Annotated in this window: 23 protein-coding genes; 14 read left to right on the forward strand and 9 right to left on the reverse strand. The window is 63.4% G+C overall.

The window, feature by feature from the left end; translation table 11 throughout:
- Positions 1 to 58: 58 nt before the first annotated feature.
- The 6 genes from AC0NIH_RS11890 (at position 59) to AC0NIH_RS11915 (ending at position 5,368) form a co-directional block, all read left to right on the forward strand.
- Complete coding sequence (locus AC0NIH_RS11890) at positions 59 to 1,015, forward strand: transglycosylase SLT domain-containing protein (RefSeq protein ID WP_473468667.1); 957 nt, start codon at positions 59 to 61, stop codon at positions 1,013 to 1,015.
- Between the two features lie 5 nt (positions 1,016 to 1,020).
- On the forward strand, positions 1,021 to 1,509 hold the full coding sequence (locus AC0NIH_RS11895) for a GNAT family N-acetyltransferase (RefSeq protein WP_473468665.1): 489 nt from the start codon (positions 1,021 to 1,023) through the stop codon (positions 1,507 to 1,509).
- A gap of 135 nt (positions 1,510 to 1,644) precedes the next feature.
- Positions 1,645 to 2,913, forward strand: coding sequence for an ABC transporter substrate-binding protein (locus tag AC0NIH_RS11900; RefSeq protein WP_473468663.1), 1,269 nt, complete (start codon positions 1,645 to 1,647; stop codon positions 2,911 to 2,913).
- Positions 2,910 to 3,878, forward strand: coding sequence for a carbohydrate ABC transporter permease (locus tag AC0NIH_RS11905; protein ID WP_473468660.1), 969 nt, complete (start codon positions 2,910 to 2,912; stop codon positions 3,876 to 3,878). The genes AC0NIH_RS11900 and AC0NIH_RS11905 overlap by 4 nt, the downstream gene beginning before the upstream one ends.
- Position 3,879: 1 nt before the next feature.
- On the forward strand, positions 3,880 to 4,704 hold the full coding sequence (locus tag AC0NIH_RS11910) for a carbohydrate ABC transporter permease (protein ID WP_473468658.1): 825 nt from the start codon (positions 3,880 to 3,882) through the stop codon (positions 4,702 to 4,704).
- A gap of 100 nt (positions 4,705 to 4,804) precedes the next feature.
- On the forward strand, positions 4,805 to 5,368 hold the full coding sequence (locus tag AC0NIH_RS11915; protein WP_473468656.1) for a DUF4142 domain-containing protein: 564 nt from the start codon (positions 4,805 to 4,807) through the stop codon (positions 5,366 to 5,368).
- Between the two features lie 38 nt (positions 5,369 to 5,406).
- On the opposite strand, the gene AC0NIH_RS11920 is transcribed toward AC0NIH_RS11915, so the two are convergent.
- Positions 5,407 to 5,745: a hypothetical protein gene (locus AC0NIH_RS11920; RefSeq protein WP_473468654.1), complete on the reverse strand. Its 339-nt coding sequence runs from the start codon at positions 5,743 to 5,745 to the stop codon at positions 5,407 to 5,409.
- A 141-nt stretch (positions 5,746 to 5,886) separates the two neighbouring features.
- Here AC0NIH_RS11920 and AC0NIH_RS11925 point away from each other — a divergent pair, with 141 nt between their 5' ends.
- From AC0NIH_RS11925 to AC0NIH_RS11940, 4 genes are all read left to right on the forward strand, one after another.
- A complete protein-coding gene (locus AC0NIH_RS11925) occupies positions 5,887 to 6,624 on the forward strand; it encodes a DUF899 family protein (protein ID WP_473468652.1) in 738 nt (245 codons plus the stop codon).
- 325 nt (positions 6,625 to 6,949) lie between these two features.
- Positions 6,950 to 7,893 (forward strand): IS630 family transposase gene (locus AC0NIH_RS11930; RefSeq protein WP_474025262.1). Its coding sequence is split into 2 segments (ribosomal slippage): positions 6,950 to 7,286 and positions 7,286 to 7,893, totalling 945 coding nucleotides; the frame shifts between segments, so codons are not numbered across the junction.
- A gap of 105 nt (positions 7,894 to 7,998) precedes the next feature.
- Positions 7,999 to 8,463, forward strand: a complete 465-nt coding sequence (locus AC0NIH_RS11935) for a cupin domain-containing protein (RefSeq protein WP_473469390.1) — start codon at positions 7,999 to 8,001, stop codon at positions 8,461 to 8,463.
- Between the two features lie 100 nt (positions 8,464 to 8,563).
- Positions 8,564 to 8,956 carry a Rid family hydrolase gene (locus tag AC0NIH_RS11940; RefSeq protein ID WP_473469388.1) on the forward strand — a complete coding sequence of 131 codons (393 nt, stop codon included), beginning with the start codon at positions 8,564 to 8,566 and terminating at the stop codon, positions 8,954 to 8,956.
- Positions 8,957 to 9,027: 71 nt separating this feature from the next.
- Here AC0NIH_RS11940 and AC0NIH_RS11945 read toward each other — a convergent pair whose 3' ends face one another.
- The 5 genes from AC0NIH_RS11945 to AC0NIH_RS11965 form a co-directional block, all read right to left on the reverse strand.
- The gene (locus tag AC0NIH_RS11945) at positions 9,028 to 9,546 is read right to left on the reverse strand and encodes a hypothetical protein (protein WP_473469385.1); all 519 of its coding nucleotides are present in this window, start codon (positions 9,544 to 9,546) and stop codon (positions 9,028 to 9,030) included.
- The gene (locus AC0NIH_RS11950) at positions 9,486 to 10,931 is read right to left on the reverse strand and encodes an HD domain-containing protein (RefSeq protein ID WP_473469383.1); all 1,446 of its coding nucleotides are present in this window, start codon (positions 10,929 to 10,931) and stop codon (positions 9,486 to 9,488) included. The genes AC0NIH_RS11945 and AC0NIH_RS11950 overlap by 61 nt, the downstream gene beginning before the upstream one ends.
- Positions 10,932 to 11,093: 162 nt before the next feature.
- Positions 11,094 to 14,597, reverse strand: a complete 3,504-nt coding sequence (gene carB, locus AC0NIH_RS11955) for a carbamoyl-phosphate synthase large subunit (RefSeq protein WP_473469380.1) — start codon at positions 14,595 to 14,597, stop codon at positions 11,094 to 11,096.
- A gap of 249 nt (positions 14,598 to 14,846) precedes the next feature.
- Positions 14,847 to 15,737, reverse strand: a complete 891-nt coding sequence (locus tag AC0NIH_RS11960) for an SH3 domain-containing protein (protein WP_473469377.1) — start codon at positions 15,735 to 15,737, stop codon at positions 14,847 to 14,849.
- Positions 15,738 to 15,875: 138 nt separating this feature from the next.
- Entirely contained in the window at positions 15,876 to 16,631 is a 756-nt protein-coding gene (locus AC0NIH_RS11965) for a metallophosphoesterase family protein (protein WP_473469374.1), read from the reverse strand.
- 239 nt (positions 16,632 to 16,870) lie between these two features.
- Between AC0NIH_RS11965 and AC0NIH_RS11970 the strand changes: the two genes are divergently transcribed.
- Positions 16,871 to 17,341 carry a nucleoside deaminase gene (locus tag AC0NIH_RS11970; RefSeq protein ID WP_473469371.1) on the forward strand — a complete coding sequence of 157 codons (471 nt, stop codon included), beginning with the start codon at positions 16,871 to 16,873 and terminating at the stop codon, positions 17,339 to 17,341.
- Between the two features lie 467 nt (positions 17,342 to 17,808).
- Here the strand turns inward: AC0NIH_RS11970 and AC0NIH_RS11975 are convergent, their stop codons facing one another.
- Positions 17,809 to 18,162 (reverse strand): ArsR/SmtB family transcription factor, encoded by a 354-nt coding sequence (locus AC0NIH_RS11975; protein ID WP_224690502.1) that lies wholly within the window; start codon positions 18,160 to 18,162, stop codon positions 17,809 to 17,811.
- A 208-nt stretch (positions 18,163 to 18,370) separates the two neighbouring features.
- Between AC0NIH_RS11975 and AC0NIH_RS11980 the strand changes: the two genes are divergently transcribed.
- Positions 18,371 to 19,549 (forward strand): MFS transporter, encoded by a 1,179-nt coding sequence (locus AC0NIH_RS11980; RefSeq protein WP_352712957.1) that lies wholly within the window; start codon positions 18,371 to 18,373, stop codon positions 19,547 to 19,549.
- A gap of 25 nt (positions 19,550 to 19,574) precedes the next feature.
- On the opposite strand, the gene AC0NIH_RS11985 is transcribed toward AC0NIH_RS11980, so the two are convergent.
- On the reverse strand, positions 19,575 to 20,030 hold the full coding sequence (locus AC0NIH_RS11985; RefSeq protein WP_473469368.1) for a MarR family winged helix-turn-helix transcriptional regulator: 456 nt from the start codon (positions 20,028 to 20,030) through the stop codon (positions 19,575 to 19,577).
- Between the two features lie 214 nt (positions 20,031 to 20,244).
- Here AC0NIH_RS11985 and AC0NIH_RS11990 point away from each other — a divergent pair, with 214 nt between their 5' ends.
- Entirely contained in the window at positions 20,245 to 21,039 is a 795-nt protein-coding gene (locus AC0NIH_RS11990) for an SDR family NAD(P)-dependent oxidoreductase (protein ID WP_473469365.1), read from the forward strand.
- Positions 21,040 to 21,302: 263 nt separating this feature from the next.
- Here AC0NIH_RS11990 and AC0NIH_RS11995 read toward each other — a convergent pair whose 3' ends face one another.
- Positions 21,303 to 21,902 carry a LysE family translocator gene (locus AC0NIH_RS11995; RefSeq protein ID WP_473469362.1) on the reverse strand — a complete coding sequence of 200 codons (600 nt, stop codon included), beginning with the start codon at positions 21,900 to 21,902 and terminating at the stop codon, positions 21,303 to 21,305.
- Between the two features lie 95 nt (positions 21,903 to 21,997).
- Between AC0NIH_RS11995 and AC0NIH_RS12000 the strand changes: the two genes are divergently transcribed.
- Complete coding sequence (locus tag AC0NIH_RS12000) at positions 21,998 to 22,867, forward strand: LysR substrate-binding domain-containing protein (RefSeq protein ID WP_473469359.1); 870 nt, start codon at positions 21,998 to 22,000, stop codon at positions 22,865 to 22,867.
- Positions 22,868 to 22,893: the final 26 nt, after the last annotated feature.

Here is a 22,893-nt window from a genome sequence, read left to right on the forward strand (position 1 = left end):
GCTGAATCGCTGGTGTAAGGGATTTCTTAACACCCGACGAACCGGACCCGAGCGCGGCTTGCCAGCAAAACTGAACCTTATCGCGATCGGCGTGATCGTCGCCGCTGCCGGCCTTAGCGGCTGCACGTCGACCTCGCAGATGAAGGCGGCGCCATCCCTGACCGAAACCGCTGAAGTTGCCGGCAGCGATGCAGGTTTCACGGTGCCGTTGCCGGACACGGTTTCGGTGCTGCCGCAATCCTCTGGCATCACGCCCGTCCAGGCCGCCGAACTGACGCCTGGCGTGGCCGCGCCGGGTCTCGATCCCGCTGCCGCGGCGACCGCTGCCTTTGCCGGAGCGACGCCAACCGCGCCGGCCGTGCCCGCGGTGATGACCGCCAATGCCTGGCAGGCGCCGCCCCCGTCCAAGGCAGGTCAGGAGTCCAAGGCCGGCCAACCGGCCAAGGCGGCAGAGACATACACGACCGCGGGGCTCGTCGTGCCCGCAGTCGCCAAGGGTGGCCTGAAAACCATGCCCGGCGTGCAGCAGGTGGCCTATGTCGTGCCGCAGAATCCGGCTGCCCTGGTGCAGTTCCCGTCCGCGCCGGTCGATCCGGCCGCTCCGGCGCAGGAAGAGCACACAGGCATGCGCGGTGACGTCGACCGGCTGATCATCAAATACGCCGCCCTTTACCAGGTGCCGGTGGATCTGGTTCGCCATGTCGTCAACCGGGAAAGCACCTTCAATCCCAAGGCCTACAACAACGGCCATTGGGGTCTGATGCAGATCAAGCACGCGACGGCGCGCGGCATGGGCTATGACGGACCGGCCAAGGGCCTGTTCGATGCCGAGACCAACCTCAAATACGCGGTCAAATATCTGCGTGGCGCCTGGCTGGTGTCGGACGGCAACGCCAAGAAGGCCGACTGGCTCTACCAGACCGGCTATTATTTCGACGCCAAGCGCAAGGGCCTGCTCGAGGCGACCGGCCTCGGCACCGACCGCAAGCGGCAGCGCCTGCAGCCCGACGCCTGAGCGTCATGCCTGAACCGCGCCCGCCGGCCCCGAACGACATCCGGCTGCGCAAGATCCTCGACGAGACACTCGTTGCGCCGCACTGGCCGGATGGTTTTACCATGCGCTCGTTTGAGCCCGGTGACGCGCTTCCCCTGCATGCGCTGCTCGGCGAAGTGTTCGACGACGGCGCCGACGGCCCGTTCGACGAATGGTGGCCGCGCATATCCGGTGATCCCGAATTCGACCCCGCGCTTTGTTTCCTCGTCATCGACGCCAAGGGCCGGCTGGCGGCGGCGGCGCTTTGCTGGACGCGCGCTTTCGTCAAGGATCTCGCCGTCCATCCCGAGGCGCGCGGCCGGGGCATAGCGGAAGCACTGATGTGGCACGTCTTCTCCGCCTTTCGCGCGCGCGGCGCCGACCAAGTCGACCTCAAGACCAACACGGTCGAGAACGCCGCCGCCGTGCGGCTCTATGAGCGGCTGGGGATGATGCCTGTCGCCTGGGAGGGCTAGCTTCCGATCGGCCCGATCGCTGGTTGGCCGCGATGACTCGGGAACCCAAAGCGTCGCTTTGCATTCATTGAACGGTGGGGCCTGACGAACTGCCGGCGTGTCCGCGTCGCCAGCTCAGCATGGAGATCTGCCATCGTGAAGCCTTTCCATGCATTTCTGGCGTTGGCGGTCACCGTCATGCTGGGAACGGTCCCGGTGCGTGCCGTCGAATTGTCGATCGTGTCGGGCGACACCGGCAACGGCATCAAGGTGCTGCGTGAGATTCTCGACCGCTATGAGAAAGAAAGCGGCAACAAGGTCTCGATCGTCGTCATGCCGTCGTCCGGAACCGACCAGTTCGGCCAGTACCGGCTGTGGCTTGCGGCTGGAAACAGCGACATCGACATCTACCAGACCGATGTCATCTGGGCACCGCAACTCGCCAGCCAGCTCGTGGATTTGACCGCGGCGACGCGGGATGTCGTGGGCGGGCATTTCCCATCGATCATCCAGTCGCAGACCGTCAACGGCAAGCTCGTCGCCCTGCCGATCTTCACCGATGCCCCGGCGCTCTACTACCGCAAGGATCTCCTCGACAAATACGGCGCCAAGGTGCCGGTCACCTGGAAGGACCTGGGCGATACCGCGAAGCTGGTGATGGACAAGGAACGTGCCGCCGGCAATCGCGATATCTGGGGCTTCGTTTTCCAGGGCAATGCCTATGAGGGGCTGACCTGCAACGCGCTCGAATGGGTGATGTCGAATGGCGGCGGCCAGATCATCGAGCCCGACGGCACCGTCTCCATCAACAATCCCAAAGCGGCGGCGGCGCTCGACATGGCCAGGGGCTGGATCGGAACCATCGCGCCGCCCGGCGTGCTCGCCTATCAGGAAGAGGAATCGCGCGGCGTCTGGCAGACAGGCAACGCGGTCTTCATGCGCAACTGGCCCTATGCCTATGCGCTCGGCAACGGCCAGGGGTCGCCGATCAAAGGCAAATTCGATGTGGCGCCGCTGCCGGCCGGCACGGGCGAAGGCGCCCGACCGGTCGCGACCCTGGGAGGCTGGAACCTTGCCGTCTCCAAATATTCGAAGCATCCGGACGCGGCGATCGAGCTGGTCAAGTTCATCGCCTCGCCGGCGATGCAGAAATACCGCACGCTGAAGACATCGAACCTGCCGACCATCCAGGCGCTCTATGACGATGCCGACATCGCCAGGCAACAGCCGATCGTTCCGCACTGGAAGCAGATATTTCTCAATGCGGTGCCGCGTCCCTCGTCCGCGACAGGGATCAAGTACAACGAGGCGTCGAGCCAGTTCTGGAATGCCGCTCACAACACGCTGTCGGGCGACGGCGCCGCCGCTGACAATCTGGCGGATCTCGAAGCGACGTTGACCAGGCTGAAGGGCCGCGGCTGGTGAGCGCGGAGCCGGCAGGCGCCAGCCAAGCCGGGCGTCCGCGCTCGCGGCTGAGGGCACAGCGCGTTCGCTCGGCGTGGCTGTTCCTGGCGCCGATGCTTCTGGTGCTGGCCGCCGCGGCCGGCTGGCCGCTTGCCCGCACGGTCTATTTCAGCTTCACCGACGCCTCGCTGGCCGATCTCGACGCGCGCCAGTGGGTCGGCTTCGCCAATTATTTCTCGGTGTTCAGCATGCCGAGCGGCCGCGTCCTCCATGACGGCCTGCTGGTCGATCCGGTGTGGTGGCGCGCCGTCTGGAACACGGTGCGCTTCGCGGCGATTTCGGTGAGCTGCGAGACGATCCTCGGCATGATCGTGGCGCTGGTGCTCAATGCCGAATTCCCGGGCCGCGGCATCGTCAGGGCGGCGATCCTGATACCCTGGGCGATCCCGACCATCGTCTCGGCCAAGATGTGGCAGTGGATGCTGAACGACCAGTTCGGCATCATCAATGTCGTGCTGATCAATTTCGGCCTGATCGACGGCAAGATCGCCTGGACGGCCAGTGCTGAAACCGCAATGGCGGCGGTATTGATCGTCGACATCTGGAAGTCGACGCCGTTCATGACGCTGCTGATCCTGGCCGCATTGCAGATGCTGCCGCGCGAGATCATCGAGGTCGCCAAGCTCGACGGCGCCAATCCATGGCAGATCTTCTGGCGGGTGACCTTGCCGCTGATCCGCCCAGCGGTGATGGTGGCCGTCATTTTCCGCGCGCTCGATGCGCTGCGCATCTTCGACCTGATCTATGTGCTGACGCCCAATAATGTGCACACCAAGTCGATGTCGGTGTTCGCCCGCGAGAACCTGTTCGAGTTCGACAAGTTCGCCTATGGCTCGGCCGCCTCGACGCTGCTCTTCCTGATCCTGGCCCTGCTCACCATCGCCACCATCCGGGTCGGCCGCATCAGCCTGGATGGAGGCCGCTGAAATGTGGCTCCTCAAGCGCGGGGCTTTTTACCTGCTGGTCGCGGGGATCGTCTTCGTCGCGGTGTTCCCGTTCTATTACGCCATCGTCACCAGCCTGAAGTCAGGCACCGAGCTGTTCCAGGCCGACCTCTGGCCAAAGACGTTCAGCCTGGCCAACTACCGCAACGTGCTGACCGAGGGCAGCTTCGTGCGCAACCTTCTGAACTCGCTGTTCGTTTCGGGCTCGGTCGTGGCACTCTCCCTGTTCCTGGGCGTCACCGCGGCCTACGCGCTGGCGCGTATCCGCTTCCGTGGCCGCTCGGCCCTGCTGTTCGCCATCTTGTCGGTGTCGATGTTTCCGCAGGTGGCGGTGCTGGCCGGGCTGTTCGAACTGGTGCGCCTGTTCGGCCTCTACAATTCGCTGTTCGCGCTGATCTTTTCCTACATGATCTTCACGCTGCCGTTCACCGTCTGGGTGCTGACCGCCTTCGTGCGCGACCTGCCGGTCGAGGTCGAGGAGGCGGCGATCCTCGACGGCGCGACGCCCTGGATCATCATCACCCGGATCTTCCTGCCGCTGATGTGGCCGGCGCTGGCGACCACCGGGCTGCTCGCCTTCATCGGCGCGTGGAACGAGTTCCTGTTTGCGCTGACCTTCACCTCCAACAACGCGCAGCGCACCGTGCCGGTGGCGATCGCGCTGCTGTCCGGCAATTCGCAGTTCGAGATCCCGTGGGGCAACATCATGGCCGCGTCGGTGATCGTCACCGTGCCGCTGGTGGTGCTGGTGCTGATCTTCCAGCGCAAGATCGTCTCCGGCCTGACCGCCGGCGGGGTGAAGGGGTGAGGGGGCCGATCAATCGACAACGATTTGTCGATCGAGGCGAACCGCACGGCTCGTGCGGCGTTGACTTGGCAGAGGGACCATTCCGGATCGGAGATTTCAGATGAAAAAGCTTCTGACCGCGACCGCCGCAGCCTTGCTGGCCTGCGCGCCGGCAGCCCTTGCGCAAACGAACGGCACCAAATCCACCGAAGTCGCGCCGCTGGTGGCCGACAGCAAGGTCGACACCCAGACCTTCGTCACCACCGTGCCCAACGCCAACGCGTTCGAAATCCAGTCGAGCAAGCTGGCCGAGCAGAAATCCGCATCGGCCGGCGTCAAGGCCTTCGCAGGCCAGATGATCAAGGACCACACCAAGGCCGGCGAGGATTTCAAAACGGCGCTGAGCCAGGGCCAGACCACGGCTTCGATCAAGCCGGCCGGACCGGCGCTGCAGCCCAAGGAGCAGCGGATGCTCGACGAACTGAAGGGCGCGAGCGGCAAGGATTTCGACACAAAATACATCATGATGCAGACCGAAGCGCACAAGCAGGCGGTCGCGTTGTTCAGCACCTACGCCAAGTCGGGCGACGACCCGACGATGAAGGAGTTCGCCAAGAAGACGCTGCCGGTGCTGAAGATGCACGAAAAGCATGTGAAGGAACTAGCCGCCGCGCATCAGGGATGACGGCCTTGCCTGTCGGGGGGTGACGGCCCGGTTGTCGGTCAAATATCGGGCGCGTTGCCGATCTTCTTCTTGAGCTCCAGCGCCCAGGCGCGGCCTTCGTCGCCGCCCCACAGCAGCCAGGCGATGTGGCCTGCCGAGGGGTTTTGCTCGTTGCCGTAGTTCTTGCAGCGCTTGTCGACCTCGTGGCGGGCGAAGTAGCTGACCATGCGCCGGATGGTGGAAGGGGCGAGCTTCTCGCGGTTCTTCAGTTCTGTCGCCCGCGCGACACCGATCTCGGTGCCGCCACGGCCGAACTGCTGGCGCAGCCGGAGGCCCTTGGCGGCATTGTCGGCCACCACTTGCGGGCAGCGCAGGTCGATCTCGTCGTCTTCTTGCATGGATGTCCCCGGAGCGCGGTGGCGAACAGATACAATGGTATGCCGCCCCGTACAAATTGTCGGGCCCGGTCGTCGCAAAACGTCCTTGGGTCGCAGAGCAACCGCGCCGGGACGCCGGCGCTACGACGCAAGGAGCCCACCATGATCACCTTTCCCAACGAATCCGCCAGATACCGTACCGCCCGCGAAAAGCTGTTGAAAAAGGAAATCGAGCTGCGCCGCGCCATGGAAGCCGTGGCCGAGGCACGCCGCGCGCTGCCGCCGGGCGGGCTGATCCGCCAGGACTATGTCTTCGATGCGCTGGGCGCCGATGGCAAGCCGGCCAAGGTCAAACTGTCGGAGCTGTTCGCGCCTGGGAAGGACACCCTCATCCTCTATCAAATGATGTTTCCCCGCCATCCGCAGGAAACGCGCGATGTCGCCACCAGCGGCGGCACGGCCAAGCTCGCCCGGCCGGACCAGCCATGCCCGTCCTGCACAGCGCTGCTCGACCAGTTCGACGGCGCCGTCGGGCATCTCGAGGCCGCCGGTTTCAACTTCGCCGTGGTGGCCAAGACCGCGCTGGAAAACCTGGTGACGCTCGGCCGTGATCGCGCCTGGAAGAACATGCGGCTGCTGTCGTCGGCCAACAACAGCTTCAAGCGCGACTACAATGCGGAGACGGCCGACGGCGCGCAACTCCCGCTGCTCTCGGTGTTCCACCGCGATGGTGACGCTATCCGCCATTTCTGGTCGTCCGAACTCGGCTTCGCGCCGACCGACCCCGGCCAGGACCCGCGCGCCATCGGCACCTGCGAGATCCTGTGGAACCTGATGGATTTTACCCCGGAGGGAAGGCCGAACTGGGATGAGCAGCTGCAGTATGGGTGTTGTCATTAGGAGCGGCTTTGCGGCGGTGCATGGATTCCGCGAACGGTCCATGGTCGGTCCCCTACGAGGCCCCCCTCTGTCCTGCCGGACATCTCCCCCTCAAGTGGGGAGATCGGCCATCATCCCGGGTTTCGCCAGTCTTCGACGTTTAAAAGAATGGCGCGTCGGCAAAGCTGCCATCTCCCCACTTGAGGGGGAGATGTCCGGCAGGACAGAGGGAGGCGCCGTAGAGCGCGACGGCGGATGCTAGAGCACGTCCTGTGATCGATGAATCGATTGTGATGTGACGGCGGCCTTGGCAGATGATTCAACATCCACTTTGGTGAGGTGGATGATGGGAAGATCACTGAGCGAGGATCTCCGGCTGCGGGTCCTGAAGGCGTCTGACGCGGGCATGTCGGCCCGGCAGGCTGCGGCGCGGTTTGGGGTCGGGATATCGAGTGCGATCCGCTGGATCGCGCGGGCGAAGATCGGCGAACTGGCGCCGCGGCCGCAAGGCCGCCGCCGCGCGTCCAGCCTCGATGCGCATGAAGCCTTCATCGTCGGGCTGATCGATGAGCGCAAGGACATCACGTTGAACGAGATGGTAGAGCGGCTGGAAGGCGAGCGGTCGGTGCGGATCAGCCGCAGCGCCTTGAGCGCATGGCTTCGCGGCCACGGGTGGACGTTCAAAAAAAGTCCGCACACGCACTGGAGCAGGACCGCCCCGACATCCTGAAGCGCCGCCGCGCCTGGTTCGACGGCCAACTCGATCTCGATCCGGCGAAGCTCGTCTTCATTGACGAGACCGGGCTGTCGACCAAGATGGCCCGTCTGCGGGGACGTGCGCCATGCGGTGAGCGCTGCCGGGCCGGCGTGCCGCACGGCCATTGGAAGACGACCACCTTCACCGGCGCGCTGAGGTTGACGGGTATGACCGCACCATTCGTCTACGACGGTGCCATGAACGGCAGTGTGTTCCTTGCCTATGTCGATCAGGTCCTGGTCCCGACCCTGGCGCCGGGCGACGTCGTCGTGATGGACAACCTGCCGGCGCACAAGGCGGCAGGCGTGCGAGAGGCAATCGAACAGGTCGGCGCCAAGCTATTGTTCCTGCCGCCATACTCGCCCGACTTCAATCCGATCGAAAACGCCTTCTCAAAACTCAAGGCTCTCATGCGCGCCAAAGCCGAGAGAACCATCAACGCCCTGTGGGACGCCGTCGGTTCGATCCTCGACCAGTTCACACCAGCCGAATGCGCAAACTACTTCAAGGCCGCAGGATATGACCCAGATTAAACAGGATGTGCTCTAGTCCTTGGCAACCAAGCGCCGCGGAGATGGCTCTGTGCCTGCGCCAGCGGCGCATTAGACTAGCCGCCATCAATCCCCGAGGAAGCACCCATGCCCAAGATCGACCTCGCCACCGTGCCCGTCCGCAAAGGCTCCGGCTACCCCGCGCCCTTCGATGCCCCCTGCGCCACCCGCACGCGGCGCCGCCTGGGTGACGCCGGCGGGCTCACCGATTTCGGCGTCAACCTGATGACGCTCCCGCCCGGCGGCTGGTCGAGCCAGCGCCACTGGCACAACCATGAGGACGAACTCGTCTACGTGCTGGAAGGGGAACTGACGCTGGTCGAGGATGGCGGCGAGACGCTGCTCAGGGCCGGCGATAGTGCTGCCTTCGCCAAGAACAGCGGCAACGGCCACCATATGATCAACCGCTCGGCGACGACGGCTGTTTACCTCGAGGTCGGCTCGCGCAATCCGGACGACGTCATCACCTGCTCCGACATCGACATGATGAGCCCGAGTTCCGACGGACGGTTTCTGCACAAGGACGGCACGCCGTATCCGGGGCAGGGGTGAGGGCTTCTTCCTTCCTTCTCCCACAGGGGGAGAAGGAAGAACTGCGCTGGTGTTCGGCCGGCAGCGCGATAAGCTCCTGCCAACCCCAGGGAGCACCACCATGAAAAAAGAAGTCATCGAAGTGCCTGTCATGTCGGACAAGGTGCGCTCACTCGGCCTGCCCTGTTCGACAGCGGTGAAGGCCAACGGCTTCGTGTTCATCTCGGCGACGCCCCCGGTGGACATGGTGACCGGCGAGATGGTGCGCGGCGACATCGAGGTGCAGACCGAGGCGTCGCTGAAGGCGCTGAAACACTGCCTGGAAGCGGCGGGCACCTCGCTGGACAATGTGGTGATAGTGCGCATCTACGCCGTCAACTCCGGCTTCTACAACGCGATTAACCGGGTCTATGCCCGGTATTTCAGCGTGAACCCACCGGCGAGGAGTTTTGTGCCGGTGGCGTCTTGGCCGATGGAGTTTGATATCGAGATTGAGTGTGTGGCGGTGGCTTGAGGGCACCGCTCAATCATGAGAACGCGGCGCATCGGCGCGGAGACATGGTCGCCGAAACCCCAACGTCAGGCTCACGGAATGTTTGGCCAAGGCTCCGGTGCAACAATCTGACGAAACTGTTGGTACAAAGCTTTTGCTGCCTGCAAACGGCCTTGAGTTGCCTTTTCCGGCTTGCGCCGTTCTGTTTCTTCCCACGGATGAGCGACCCCTTCTTTTGAAAGGAAAAGAGCTGTGGCCGCCAGTTCCAATGCCGCTGCATCCGCTTGAGCAGCAAGTCTGGCCAAACTAAGCCGTGCTTCTGATACCCCCTCTGGGGCAGCTGCCTGATTAACTTGAAAAACTGAATAGCTTCCACCCCAGCCGGCTACGTGCTCTGTCTCGTTCACGAGCCCAAGCAACTGAGCCTCTCGGGCAGCTGTAGCCAGTTCTTCGCTAAACGGACCGTAATGCTTATAAGAAAAACTAAATGTGTTATCTAAGCCGGAGGCTGTCAGTATATAGGCGATCTTCTGCAGACGAGTGCGACCAACTACTCTGCCTCCTGCGTCTCTAATAACTTCCTGTGCTCTCTGAGCTTCAGCGCGTGACATTTTTCCATCTCCTCTGCCTTGATTTTCTCAATGGCATCTTTTGCTTCCGCGTCTTCCCGATCTGCGTATACTCTGTATAGCTTAAACGTCTTTAAGGCTGCTACAACACTGGAACGCTCTGCCAAATCCACGAGAGAGCCACCCGCAGTGCGGATGTTTATACGGTCTAGCGGGCCCTTCGATTGACTTACCGGCTTGTAGGGAGATCTTTTTTCATCATCGAATAGCAATCTGGGCCGAAGCTTGCTGTTTTTCTCTGACCACTCGGTCAATCTCTCGTTAATGGAGGCACAGCATCTATCGATTGCTTCAATAGCGTCGTCTCCTCCGTCGACCTTTGGGTCAATGGAGTGCGCGACTTCAATTCTGACGTCACAGCACTTATAAAGGTTTCTATCGCGGAGTCGCTTTGAGAACTCAGCGATAAGTTCGTCGGTCGATTCTGACAGCTGTGAGAATGCTCCCCACACTACAGTATCATCCAAATTGAGGGCGGCTGAAATGCTTTCTGGATGCCGAGAAAATTCGACCAATGGATGATTTCTAGGGAGGCCGGTAGACTTAATCTTATTATCTCTAACCAGCTCGACAATCCGAACTAGGAGCTCAGTGAAAATCTTTTCCGCGCCTCTTGTTGTCTTATGAAAGTAAACAGTTGGATATAGTTGGAAAAGTCCTAATACAAACTGCTCCGCAGCATATATAGCTTTTGGACCCAAAACGAATGTCTCAATTTCTCCGAGTTTTGTCTCGTCAACGCCAAACGGCACAGAGCCGATTTCCAAATTCGCTAACAGCCAAGGAAAATCGATGGCAGAATGCTGTGTACCGGTCATGAGGCGGTCGCGCCTCATATAATCAAGGCGATCAGCATCAAACTGACTTGAGACGATCGCATGGTCGACGGTCTTAACGCCGTCCTTTTTCAGTATGTCTGCTACGTCATTTGCAAAGCCGCTCCCGAGCTCATTGAGCTTTGCGGAAACCTCGCTATCTCGAACAAGCGTATCACTCATATTCTCATGGTCGGACAGTTTTAACCCGAGCCTTTTCCCCACCTTTTCGAAAGCATGGCTGAAAGGGCCGTGTCCGAGGTCATGAACGAGTGCCGCCGCAAGCGCTCGTTGCTGTTTGCTATCTTGTTCCGCCTTTGAAGACTTTATGATCTCCATCAACTGGCGAGCGGTATGGAACACGCCAACACTATGGGCGAAGCGCGAATGACTCGCGCCAGGATATACCAGATCGGAAAAGCCAAGCTGCTTTACACGCCGAAGGCGCTGAAACGGTCTAGTTTGAATGACACTCCATAAGGTTTTCTCAAGCTCAGAATTGGAGAAGGGAACCAAATCATGCAAAGGATCTCGCACCCGTTGGTTGGTCATCTAGTGCGATCCCACCCGTTGTTCCTACTTTGTTCTCGTTTAGCTGTCAACCTTATACTCGGGTGATTCGGTTAAAATAGCACAGACAGATACCGCCCGCTTCGCGAGAATGTTGTTAACTCCCCAATCGAAAACAGGGTTCGTGATTGGCATCTCCAGTCCTCAAGCAAAATACTCCTGCAGCGGCCGAACCTCCAGGCTCCCCGCCTTCAGCGCCGCAATTGCCTCCGCCACCGCCGCCGCACCTGACAGCGTCGTGTAATACGGCACCTTCTGCATCAGCGTGGCTCGCCGCAGCGACTTCGAGTCCGACACCGCCTTCTGGCCATCCGTGGTGTTGAAGACGATCTGGACCTGGCGGTTGCGGATGGCGTCTTCGATGTGGGGGCGGCCTTCCAGCACCTTGTTGATCTTTTCGGCGACGACGCCGTTTTCGGCGAGGAAGCGCTGGGTGCCGGAGGTCGCCAGCACCTTGAAGCCGAGGCCGGCGAGGCGTTTCACTGCCGGCAAGATGCCTTTCTTGTCCTCGTCGCGCACCGAGACGAACAGCGTGCCGGAGCGGGGGAGGTCGACGCCGGCCCCTAATTGGCTCTTGGCGAAGGCCAGCGCGAAGTCGCGGTCTAGGCCCATGACCTCGCCGGTCGAGCGCATTTCCGGGCCGAGCAATATGTCGACGCCGGGGAAGCGGGCGAAGGGGAAGACGGCTTCCTTGACCGCGATGTGGCCGGGGTTCCTGGGGTCGGGCATGGCGCCGTAATGGGCGAAGGCGTCTTCCAGGTTCTCGCCGGCCATGATGCGGGCGGCGATTTTGGCGATCGGACGGCCGATGGTCTTGGCAACGAAGGGCACGGTGCGTGACGCGCGCGGGTTGACCTCCAGCACATAGACCGTGCCGTCCTTGATCGCGTACTGCACGTTCATCAGCCCGCCGACATTGAGCGCGCGGGCAAGTGCGGCCGTCTGGCGCTCCAGCTCGTCGACCAGTTCGGAAGGCAGCGAATGGACTGGCAGCGAACAGGCACTGTCGCCCGAATGGATGCCGGCCTCCTCGATGTGTTCGAGAATGCCGGAGACGAAGGTCGCTTTGCCATCGCAGAGGCAGTCGACATCGACCTCGATGGCGCCACTGAGATAGGTGTCGAACAGCAGCGGGTTCTTGCCCAGGAGCGTGTTGATCTGGCCGGTCTTGTCGTTGGGGTATTTCTGCTTGATGTCCTCCGGCACCAGGCCGGGCACGGTGTCGAGCAAATAGGATTGCAGCATGCTCTCGTCATGGATGATCTGCATGGCGCGGCCGCCCAGCACATAGGACGGGCGCACCACCAGCGGGAAGCCGAGCTCGCCGGCGACGAGGCGGGCCTGCTCGACCGAATAGGCGATGCCGTTCTTCGGCTGGCTGAGGTTGAGCTTGTGCAGCAGCTTCTGGAAGCGGTCGCGGTCCTCCGCCAGATCGATCATGTCGGGCGAGGTGCCGAGGATCGGGATGCCGGCCTTCTCCAGCGCATCCGCGAGCTTCAGCGGTGTCTGGCCGCCGAACTGGACGATGACGCCGACCAGCTCTCCCGAGGCCTGTTCGGCGCGCAGGATCTCCAGCACGTCCTCGGCCGTCAGCGGCTCGAAATAGAGCCGGTCCGAGGTGTCGTAGTCGGTCGACACGGTCTCGGGGTTGCAGTTGATCATGATCGCTTCATAGCCGGCGTCGCGCAGTGCAAAGGCCGCGTGGCAGCAGCAATAGTCGAACTCGATGCCTTGGCCGATGCGGTTCGGCCCGCCGCCGAGGATGACGACCTTCTTGCGCGACGACACCTGGGCCTCGTTGGCGAGGCTGCCTGCGAACGGCACTTCATAGGTTGAGTACATGTAGGCGGTCGGCGAGGCGAACTCGGCGGCGCAGGTGTCGATGCGTTTATAAACTGGATGAACGTCGAGCTTTTCGCGAATCTTCTGAATCACTTCGGCGTCGGTCTTCGTCAGCGACGCGAGGCGTGCGTCGGAGAAGCCCATCGCCTTCAGCATGCGCAGATTGACGGCGTCCTGCGGGATGCCGTGCTCGCGGATGCGGGCTTCCATGGCCAGGATGCCAGCGATCTGTTCGAGGAACCACGGGTCGATCTTGCACATGGCGTGCACATCTTCCAGCGAGGTGCCCATGCGGATCGCCTGCGCCACCATGCGCAGCCGGTCCGGCGTTGGGGTGCCCAAGGCGGCGCGGATGGCGTTGCGGTCGTCGACATGGCTGGCAACTGCCGCCCCGTGGCCGAGACCGGGGATCTCGATCTCGTCGAGACCGGTGAGGCCGGTCTCCAGTCCACGCAGCGCCTTCTGCAGCGATTCCTGGAAGGTGCGGCCGATGGCCATCACTTCGCCGACCGACTTCATGGCGGTGGTCAGCACCGGCTCGGCGCCGGGGAATTTCTCGAAGGCAAAGCGCGGGATCTTGGTCACCACGTAATCGATCGACGGCTCGAACGAGGCGGGCGTGGCGCCGCCGGTGATGTCGTTCTCCAGCTCGTCCAGCGTGTAGCCGACGGCGAGTTTGGCGGCGATCTTGGCGATCGGGAAACCAGTCGCCTTGGAGGCGAGCGCCGAGGAGCGCGAGACGCGCGGGTTCATCTCGATCACCACCAGGCGGCCATCGGCCGGGTTGACGGCGAACTGCACGTTGGAGCCGCCGGTCTCGACACCGATCTCGCGCAGCACCGCGAGCGAGGCGTTGCGCATCATCTGGTATTCCTTGTCGGTCAAGGTCAGCGCCGGGGCGACGGTGATCGAATCGCCCGTGTGCACGCCCATCGGGTCGATGTTCTCGATTGAGCAGACGATGATGCAGTTATCCGCTTTGTCGCGGACAACCTCCATCTCATACTCCTTCCAGCCGAGCACGCTTTCCTCGATCAGCACTTCGGTGGTCGGCGAGGCGTCGAGGCCGGACTGTACGATGTCGTAGAATTCGGCGCGGTTGTAGGCGATGCCGCCGCCGGTGCCGCCCATGGTGAAGGAGGGGCGGATGATGGCGGGCAGGCCGACATGGTCGAGCGCCTGGGCGGCGATCGCCATTGCATGGCTGATATAGCGCTGCTTGCGGTCGCCTTCGCCGAGGTTCCAGCGTGTCTCCAGCGCATCGAGCGCGGTATCGAGATCGGCCGGCTTCTCGGCCTTGAGCGCGGCGCGCTCGGCCTCATGGGTCTTGCGGTCGGCGTTCTTGACGTCGGTGGCGTTGGCCAGCATCGACTTCGGCGTTTCCAGGCCGATCTTGCTCATCGCCTCGCGAAACAGCGCGCGGTCCTCGGCCTTGTCGATCGCCGTGGCGTCGGCGCCGATCATCTCGACATTGTAACGCTCGAGCACGCCCATGCGGCGCAGCGACAGAGCGGTGTTGAGAGCGGTCTGGCCGCCCATGGTCGGCAGCAGCGCGTCGGGCCGCTCCTTGGCGATGATCTTGGCGACCACTTCAGGCGTGATCGGCTCGATATAGGTGGCGTCGGCCAGTTCCGGGTCGGTCATGATGGTGGCCGGGTTGGAATTGACCAGGATGACGCGGAAGCCTTCTTCCTTGAGCGCCTTGCAGGCCTGGGTGCCGGAATAATCGAACTCGCAGGCCTGGCCGATGACGATGGGGCCGGCCCCGATGATCAGGATCGACTTGATGTCAGTGCGTCTTGGCATGGGTTCGGATTCCGTTCGGCGAGCGGCTTACACGAAAAACCGGGACGGGAAGACCCGGCCGGTTGTGCTTGCGATTCTGGTATCAGGCTAGGAGGGCCTTATAGGGAAGAGTTTTGTCGGATGTAACCCCGAAAATGAGCAGTAGGGGAGTAGGGCAGTAGGGCAGTAGGGCAGTAGGGCAGTAGGGCAGTAGGGCAGTAGGGCAGTAGGGGGAGCAGTCAATGCAACTTCACATACTGCCTTACTGCCTTACTGCCCTATTCCCTTTGTTCCGAACGCCACCGCATCCGTGATCTCGAAACGCTCGGCCTCGCCGATGCGGATCATGTTGAGGCTGCCCTCGCGGGTGAAGCGGAAATTGCCGTCCGCGTCCGAGCCAGCCGGCCGGCCGGCGTCGAAGGCGATGACGCGCCTGCCGCCATCGGGCCAGGTCACGGTCACTTCGGCCTTGTCGGTGCCCTTGTGCAGGACGGTTGCCGCGCACCGCGTCATCGGCTGGCCGACCTTGCGGGCGCAGGGAATACCGATGCCGCCGCCAGAGGCAAGAGCGTCGGGCTGGGGCGGGAGTTCCGCGACGGTCTGCTTATCGACGGGTGCAGCCGCGGCGGGGTCGGCAACCGCCCCGGCCGGCGGGGTCGCAGCCACCAGAGCCAGGCCATAGGCATCCTGCATGGCGGTCTCGGCAACGGATTTCACCGGCAGTTCGGCGGCGTGAGCCGCCTCGCCCAGCCGTGCCGTCAGATCAGGCGTTGGCGGAGGGGCGGCGGCATCGCCGGCAGGCGCGTCCGCCGCCTGGTCCAGATCGGACACGGTTGCCGGATTGAGAGGAACGAGATAGCGCGCGGGAGCCCAGCCGGTGGCCTTGGGATTTTCGGACTCGACCTTGCACCAGGGATGCCCGTCAATGTCGTTGCAGCCGAGGTTGCGTACGCTTGCGCCGCCGGCCAGGCGGGCCTCGGTCTTGCCGATCGCCGATGGCTTGGCGCGAATATTGAGCAGGTCGTCGGGGGCAAGCCCGGTGACGACCGAAATGAAGTCTTCGGCATGGGCAGGGACAACGGCCGGCCACGCCGCGATCAGCAGCGGAACGGCAATCAGCGCCTGCAAACTTGTTCGGAGCGTAACTGTGCGCCTCATCATTTGGCCGTGCGCCGATATTCGAAACATCATGCCGCGACAGTCCCGCCGCATGCCCGGCCGGTTTTATAAGGGACGATCGGCCGCCATGTAAGTCCGAAAATTGTGGCGAAGCTGGTGCCGGTTGATGGCTGGCGTGGTTTACGGCATGAAGCCGGTGCGCAAGCCGTGGGCCCATTCCGGCCGTCCCGCCTGCTCGGCCTGCCGTGCGGCCGCTTCGTGGTCGTAGTCCACGGCGATGGTCTCGAAACGGTCGGGCAGGCCGGCGCCGCCCAAGGTGACGATGCCGTAGCGGGCGTGCGGCGAGCCCTGCTCGGAGACATGCGCCGGCGGCGTTGAATCGTCATAGGCGGGACAGCCGATGCTGCCGGGATTGAAGATGACTGGGCCATCGGGAACACGGACCAGCTCGGCGCGGTGGCTGTGGCCGCACAGCGCAATACGGCAGGCCGGGTCGAGCGCCGTCAGCCGGCGCCGGATCGCCGCCAGCGGCGCGCGCACCAACTGGCCATCGACGATCACGTCGGTGAGATATTTCTCGTCATGATCGGGGCGGGCGTGGAAGGCGACGACGCCGGGTGCGATATCGAGGGTGAGGGGTTGCGCGAAGAGTGCCTCGCGCTGCGGCTGCGTCAGCCGCTCCTGCGCGTAGACGTCCGAGGGCCACATCTCGTCATTGGGAGGGTCGGCCGCGACGCGGCGGTCGTGGTTGCCGCGCACCGTCGGCAGGTTCAGCGCCTGCAGCCTTGCAAACGTCTCGCGCGGCCAGAGTGGGCCGGAAACGCTGTCGCCGAGATTGACGGTGAGATCGGCGCCGCCACGCCGCGCCAAATCCTCCAGCACGGCATCCAGCGCCAGTATGTTGCCGTGGATATCGGCGAGGACGGCTATGCGCATGCGGCGGGCTCCCTTGGCGCGGCCCCGTTGGAGGCCTTTCCGGCCCGTCTTCGTTATCAAGCCCCCGCCTTAACTATCAAGCCCCGGTTGTTGCTATCAGGCTCTTGAGATCGTTAGGGCTGGGACCACTGGGCAGCCCACCCGTGGCTATCGCGGAAGCACGCCATCTGCTAGCGTCCACGTCGTCCCGAAGTTAAGATGGGAATATCCGCTTAGACAGCCTCGAAAGGCACCAGGCGATGACCCGCGACCGGATGTTCGCCCACCTGCGCGCTGCCAATGATGTCGCGCGCGACGCCGCCGCGCACGGGCACCATCCTTTCGGTTGTGTGCTCGTCGGTCCCGACGATCGCATCCTCATGCGGCAAGGCAACATCAGCACCGTGCGCCACGCCGAAACCGAACTCGCCCGGCGTGCCGCGGACGCCTATCCGCCGGAATTCCTCTGGTCCTGCACGCTGGTCTCGACCGGCGAGCCCTGCGCGATGTGCACCGGAACGCTTTACTGGGCGAATATCGGCCGGCTGGTCTACGGCTTCGAGGAGACCAAGCTTCTGGCGCTGACTGGCGACCATGCCGAGAACCCGACGATGAACCTCGCGTCGCGCACGGTCCTTGGCTCCGGGCAGAAACCGGTCGAGGTCCACGGCCCTTTCCCAGAGATGGAGGAGGAGCTTCTCGCGCCGCATATCGGCTTTTGGCAGCGCTAGGGGCGCCAGAACCTTAGACTACGAGTGGCGAGCTATTTCGCGAAATAGCAGTAGAGGCGTCGGGCCGAAAGACGCGGTAGGCCCTTCAAAAGTATCTGGCTGCGTGGCAGGTTGCACTGGCGACTAGCTGTCCAACCGCCATTTGGTCAATTCTATCTGGTACAGGCTTCGTGGGTGCCTTCTGCGTCGCCAGATATTAAGAGATGCAATCAGCGCAAAATATCCGAATATTGCAATCAGGGTCCACGCGACGCCAAGGCCGCTCATACAAGCGGCTACAAGAAGCACAGACGCCACCACGGCCACAGCGTAATATAGGATCGACGCCCAGACGTATTTTTCCATTTGAGAGCTACGCATCGATCACTCCTGGCTCGAAAGTCCGATTCCCGAGAATGTGCTCATCGAGCGACGTGGACTTTCCACCCAACTTGGCCATTGGTCAGCCATCTGATCGAGTCTTGAGGCTACGCCGGCACTTCGATGTCGGGGCCGCCGACCGCTGGAAGGGCAGAGTTGCCAGCCGCGGCGATGACACTGTCGAGCAGGCCGGGGAAGCGGGCGTCGAGGTCGGCGCGGCGCAGCGTGATCATCCGGTTGGTGCCGACCACTTCGGTGCGGGTGACGCCGGCCTCGCGCAATTTGGCGAGGTGATAGCTCAAATTCGTCTTCGAACCGAGATCGAGGAACCGGCTGCAGTTCAGCGGTACGCCTTCCTTGCTGGCGAGATAGCGCACGATGGCAAGCCGCGTCGGGTCGCCGAGCACGCCGAGCACGATGGGCAGGCTGATCTGGTCCGTATTGGGGTGGGGCAGCGTCATGGCTGGAAACCTAAGCGCAGTTCGGGCCGATTTCAACGCATCCGTCCTCGCCTGCCCGTACACACTGTTTCTCCCTTTTCGACCCGTGCTGACCTTTTGTGCTGACACAGGCTGTCAGGATGGTTCAGCTATTTTCCGCTGGCTTCATTGACATCATGCTCCGTTATGTCCAATTGTTCAATAACTTTTGAACTAAGGACACTTCCCCATGGATAAGCGTCTCTTCTGGCTCGCGCTCGGATCGTTCACGATCTCGACCGAGGGCTTCGTCATTTCCAGCCTTCTGCCCGACATCGCTGGGGATGCAGGCATTTCCATCCCGCTGGCGGGCACGCTGATCACTGCCTTCGCGCTCGCCTATGCGATCGGCACGCCGATCCTGGCGACGCTGACCGGCGAATGGGACCGGCGCCGCGTCATTCTGTGGACGCTGGTGTTCTTCGTCGTCGGCAACATCACCGCCGCCTTGAGTTCGTCCTTCGAAGTGCTGCTCATCGCGCGCATCATCATGGCGCTGTCGTCGGGCCTGTTCGCGGCGACCGCGCAGGGTACGGCGGTGGCGCTGGTCGATGACCACCACCGCGCCCGCGCCATCGCCGTCGTCGTCGGCGGCACCACGGTGGCCGTTGCGCTCGGCGCGCCGCTCGGTGCGCTCGTTGCCACGGTCGCGGGCTGGCGGGGCACTTTCTTTGCCATCGCCGGGCTCGGCGCGCTGGCCGGCGCCATCCTGTGGTATCGGCTGCCGCGCGGGATCGTCGGCACCAAGCTGCCGCTGAAACGGCGACTGGCGGCGGCACTGCGTCCCGGCGTCATGCCGATCCTGTTGACGACGGTCTTCGCCCTGATCGGCGCCTTCACCGTCTTCGCCTTCATCGCGCCCCTGGCTATCGAAGGTGGTGGGCTCAGCCCACTGGCGTTGCCCGGCATGCTGCTCGCCTTTGGCGTCGGCGCCGTCATCGGCAATGTCGCCGGCGGCCAGGCCGCCGACCGCTTCGGCGCGACGCGCACCGTTGCCTGGTCGCTGGCCCTGAGCGCGGCGATGCTGGTCACCTTCTCGCTGATTCCGACCTTCCTGCCGCACAACATTGCCGGACCGGCGCTGATGGGCATGATGGTGCCGTGGGGCATCGTCGGCTGGGCGTTCCCGCCGGCGCAGGCCAGCCGCATCATCAAGCTGGCGCCAGATGCCGCCCCGATCGTGTTGTCGCTCAATGCCTCGGCGCTCTATCTCGGCGTGGCGCTGGGCGCCGTGGTCGGCGGCGCCGTGCTGCGCTATGGCGCGCCGGCCGACCTCGGCCTGGTGGCGGCTGCCTTCCCGATTGTCGGGCTCGGCATCGTGCTGGCCGGCCGGATGTTGGCCAAGCCAGTGGCGATGCCCGCGGAATAAGGTCTGCGAAAAGCCGTCGGCTGCCTCAGGTGGCCGACGGCAGATCGAAATCCAGCGCGGCGATGTCATCCAGCACCGCGCGCAGCTTCGCCGCCTGTTCCTTGCCGACCAGATCCTCGAATCGCCGCTGGGCGACTTCCCAAAGCTTCACGGCCTCATCGAGCTTGACAAGGCCCAACGGCGTCAGCCGGACGCGCTTGATGCGGCGGTCATCCTTGTCGGCGAAGGTTTCGAGGTAGCCGTCGCGGATCAGCGGCTTCAGCGTATGGCCGAGCGCCGACAGATCCATGACAAGGGCAGCGGCAAGGGCGCCCATTGCCGGCTCGTTGCCGACATGGATCTGGTAGAGCAGGCCCTGCTGTGTTGCCTTGAGCCCCGAAGGGGCCAGTACATCATCATAGAATTGGCCGAGCTTGCGCGTCGCACGCCGCAGCATGGCGTTGTTGCAAAGATTAAGGCCGGGCAGGGCGTCTTTCGGCATGATAGGTCCTCGCGGCAGAGACATGATGTCCGTCGCAGCCTGACAAATAATCCCCGTTGAGATCATTGACAAGATAGTGGCATATGCCTACTTCGTTGATAGTGGCATATGCCACTATTGAGTTGAGCGACTTTGGTGAAGGCGAGGGCGATTGCCCACGGAGCCCGGCAACACGGGTCGAAACGAACCATTGGTCGAAACAAGGAGCAGGATAATGAGTGCAGAAAACAACAAGGGCACGGCGGTCGTCACCGGCGCCTCGTCCGGCATCGGCGCCGTCTATGCCGACCGGCTCGCCGGCCAGGGCTACGATCTTGTGCTGGTGGCGCGACGCGCCGACCGGCTGGAAGAATTGGCTGAAAAGTTGCGCCATGCCTACGATCGCAAGGTCAGCGTGATCAGCGCCGATCTTGCAAACGACGATGATGTGCGCCGCGTCGAGCAAGCTGTAACAGCCGACGAAAGCATCACGCTGCTGGTCAACAATGCAGGCATCGGCGGTCAGGCCGTCGTGGCCACCGCCGACGTCGACGCGGCCGAGCGCATGATCAAGGTCAACACCATCGCCTTGACGCGCCTAACCCGCGCCGTGCTGCCGGGGCTTTTGGCACGCAACCGCGGCGGCATCGTCAACATCGCCTCGGTGCTCGCCTTCGACACCTCCTTCGGCGGCATCTACAGTGGCACCAAGGCCTATGTCGTCAACTTCACCGAGGCCCTGCACCGTGAGGTCGCGGGCACCAATGTGAAGGTGCAGGCGGTGCTGCCGGGCGCGACCCGGACCGATTTCTGGGAACTTGCCGGCACCGATATCGCTAACGTTCCGAAGGAGATCATCATGACCGCCGACGACATGGTCGATGCCGCCCTTGTCGGCCTGGCCAGGGGCGAAGCCGTCACCGTGCCCGCACTTGCCGATACCGCCAAGCTCGACACGTTCCTCGGCGCCCGGCAAGCCTTCTACGGCAGCCTGCACGCCGACAAGCCGGCAGCGCGCTACGGGGTTTGAGGGCTGGTTGGAGAAGCTGGTTTGCTTTGCAAACCAGGACCCCCACCCCGCTGCTTCGCAGCGACTTGCCGGGGCAAGCCACTGGTCTCGCCCGTCCTTCGGACCCCCACAAGGGGGAGGGTGAGGACCGCGCCTTGTTTGCCCATACAACAGCGGTGTTGTGGGGGCGGAAGAGCTGCGCTCCCTACCTCCCCCTTGTGGGGAGGTCGGACCAAAGGTCCGGGTGGGGGACTGGCGCCGACCTTCCCGACCCAATCGCAGCTTTAAGCCGACCGCCACATCGGAACGATCGAGGTGGCCAGCACCAGGGCCAGCGCGATGTTGAGCGCGCGCCATTGCCATTCGGTCTTGAGCAGCCGGGCCAATACCATGCCGGCGACGCACCAGACGGACAGCGAGATGGCGGCGGCGAGGCCGAAGGTCGAGCCGAGCAGCAAGGCGAGTTGTCCAGGCCCATCGGCAAGGGCTGCAAAGGAGGCCGCCGCGCCCAGTCCCATCGCCCAGCCCTTTGGGTTCATCCACTGGATGCCGGCGCCGCCAAGAAAGCTGTTCGGCCTGGCCATCGTCACATCGAGATTGGGTGGCCCGGCGCGGCCTATCTTGAGCGCCAGCCACAGGAGATAGAGCGAGCCGATCACCTTCATCGCCAATTGCAGCGAGGGCACCGCAAGCAGCAGACCGGCAAGGCCGGCGGCCGCGGCCGCGGTCACCGTGGCGAGGCCGGCGGCGCTGCCGATCATCAGCGGAACCGACCGGCGAAAGCCGAACTGCGCACCCGAGGCGGTCGACAAGGTCGTGGCGATGCCCGGCGTGGCGGTGGCCACGAAGGCAAACAGGATGAGCGGCAGTATGGGCTGGAGCATGGGGCGTCCTTCGTCGGAGGCTCCATGGTAAACTTGAGCCAATATCAGTAAATGCAATGTTTGCGATGCATGACATTAGCGTTTATAATGCTGGGATGATCCGCAATCTCGATACCGCGCTGGTGCGCACCTTCGTCACCGTGGCCGACAAGGCGAGCATGACGGCGGCCGCCAACGCGCTGCATCTGACGCAGGGCGCCGTCAGCCAGCAGGTCAAGCGGCTGGAGGACACGCTCGGCTGCAGCCTTTTCGAGCGCGACCGGCGCGGCCTGCGCCTGACGCGCTCCGGCGAGCGGCTGTTCGACAAGGCCAAGCGCCTGCTCAACCTCAACGACGAGATCTGGGCCGAGATGGCGGGAAGTGCTGTCGCCGGCCAGGTGCGGCTCGGCGTGCCCTACGATCTCGTCGGCACCTTGCTGGCGCCGGTGCTGAAGGCCTATGCCGAGACCTATCCGCAGGTCGAGATCTCGCTTGTCTGCGCCTCGTCGCCGGAACTGGCCACGGCCCTTGCCGGAGGAACCATCGACCTTGCGGTGATCGAGGAGCGGGTCGGACCCACGGCGGGCGAATGCCTCGCCGTCGACCGGCTGGTCTGGGTCGGCGCGAGGGGTGGCGTTGCCCGCGCCAAGCGGCCGCTGCCGGTTTCGATCGTCGCCGACACCTGCGCCTTCCGCCCGGCGGTGCTTTCGGCGCTCAACGAACATGGACTGGAATGGCGCACCGTGTTCGAGAACGGCAATATCGACGCGACGACGGCGACGGTGCGCTCCGACCTTGCCGTCACCGCCTGGCTCGCCTCGACCGTGCCTCCGGACCTCGACATCCTGCCGTTCGAGTCGGGCCTGCCGCCGCTGCCCAATTTTGCCATCAACCTGCATCTGCCAAGGCATGGCGTCGGCCCGGCGGCGCAGGATTTTGCACGGTACATCCGCGATGGGTTGGCGCGGCGGCAGGTTGCGGCTTGAACGCCTCACTTCGCTGGAGCACCCCT

This window comes from Mesorhizobium sp. WSM1386 (assembly GCF_055901595.1).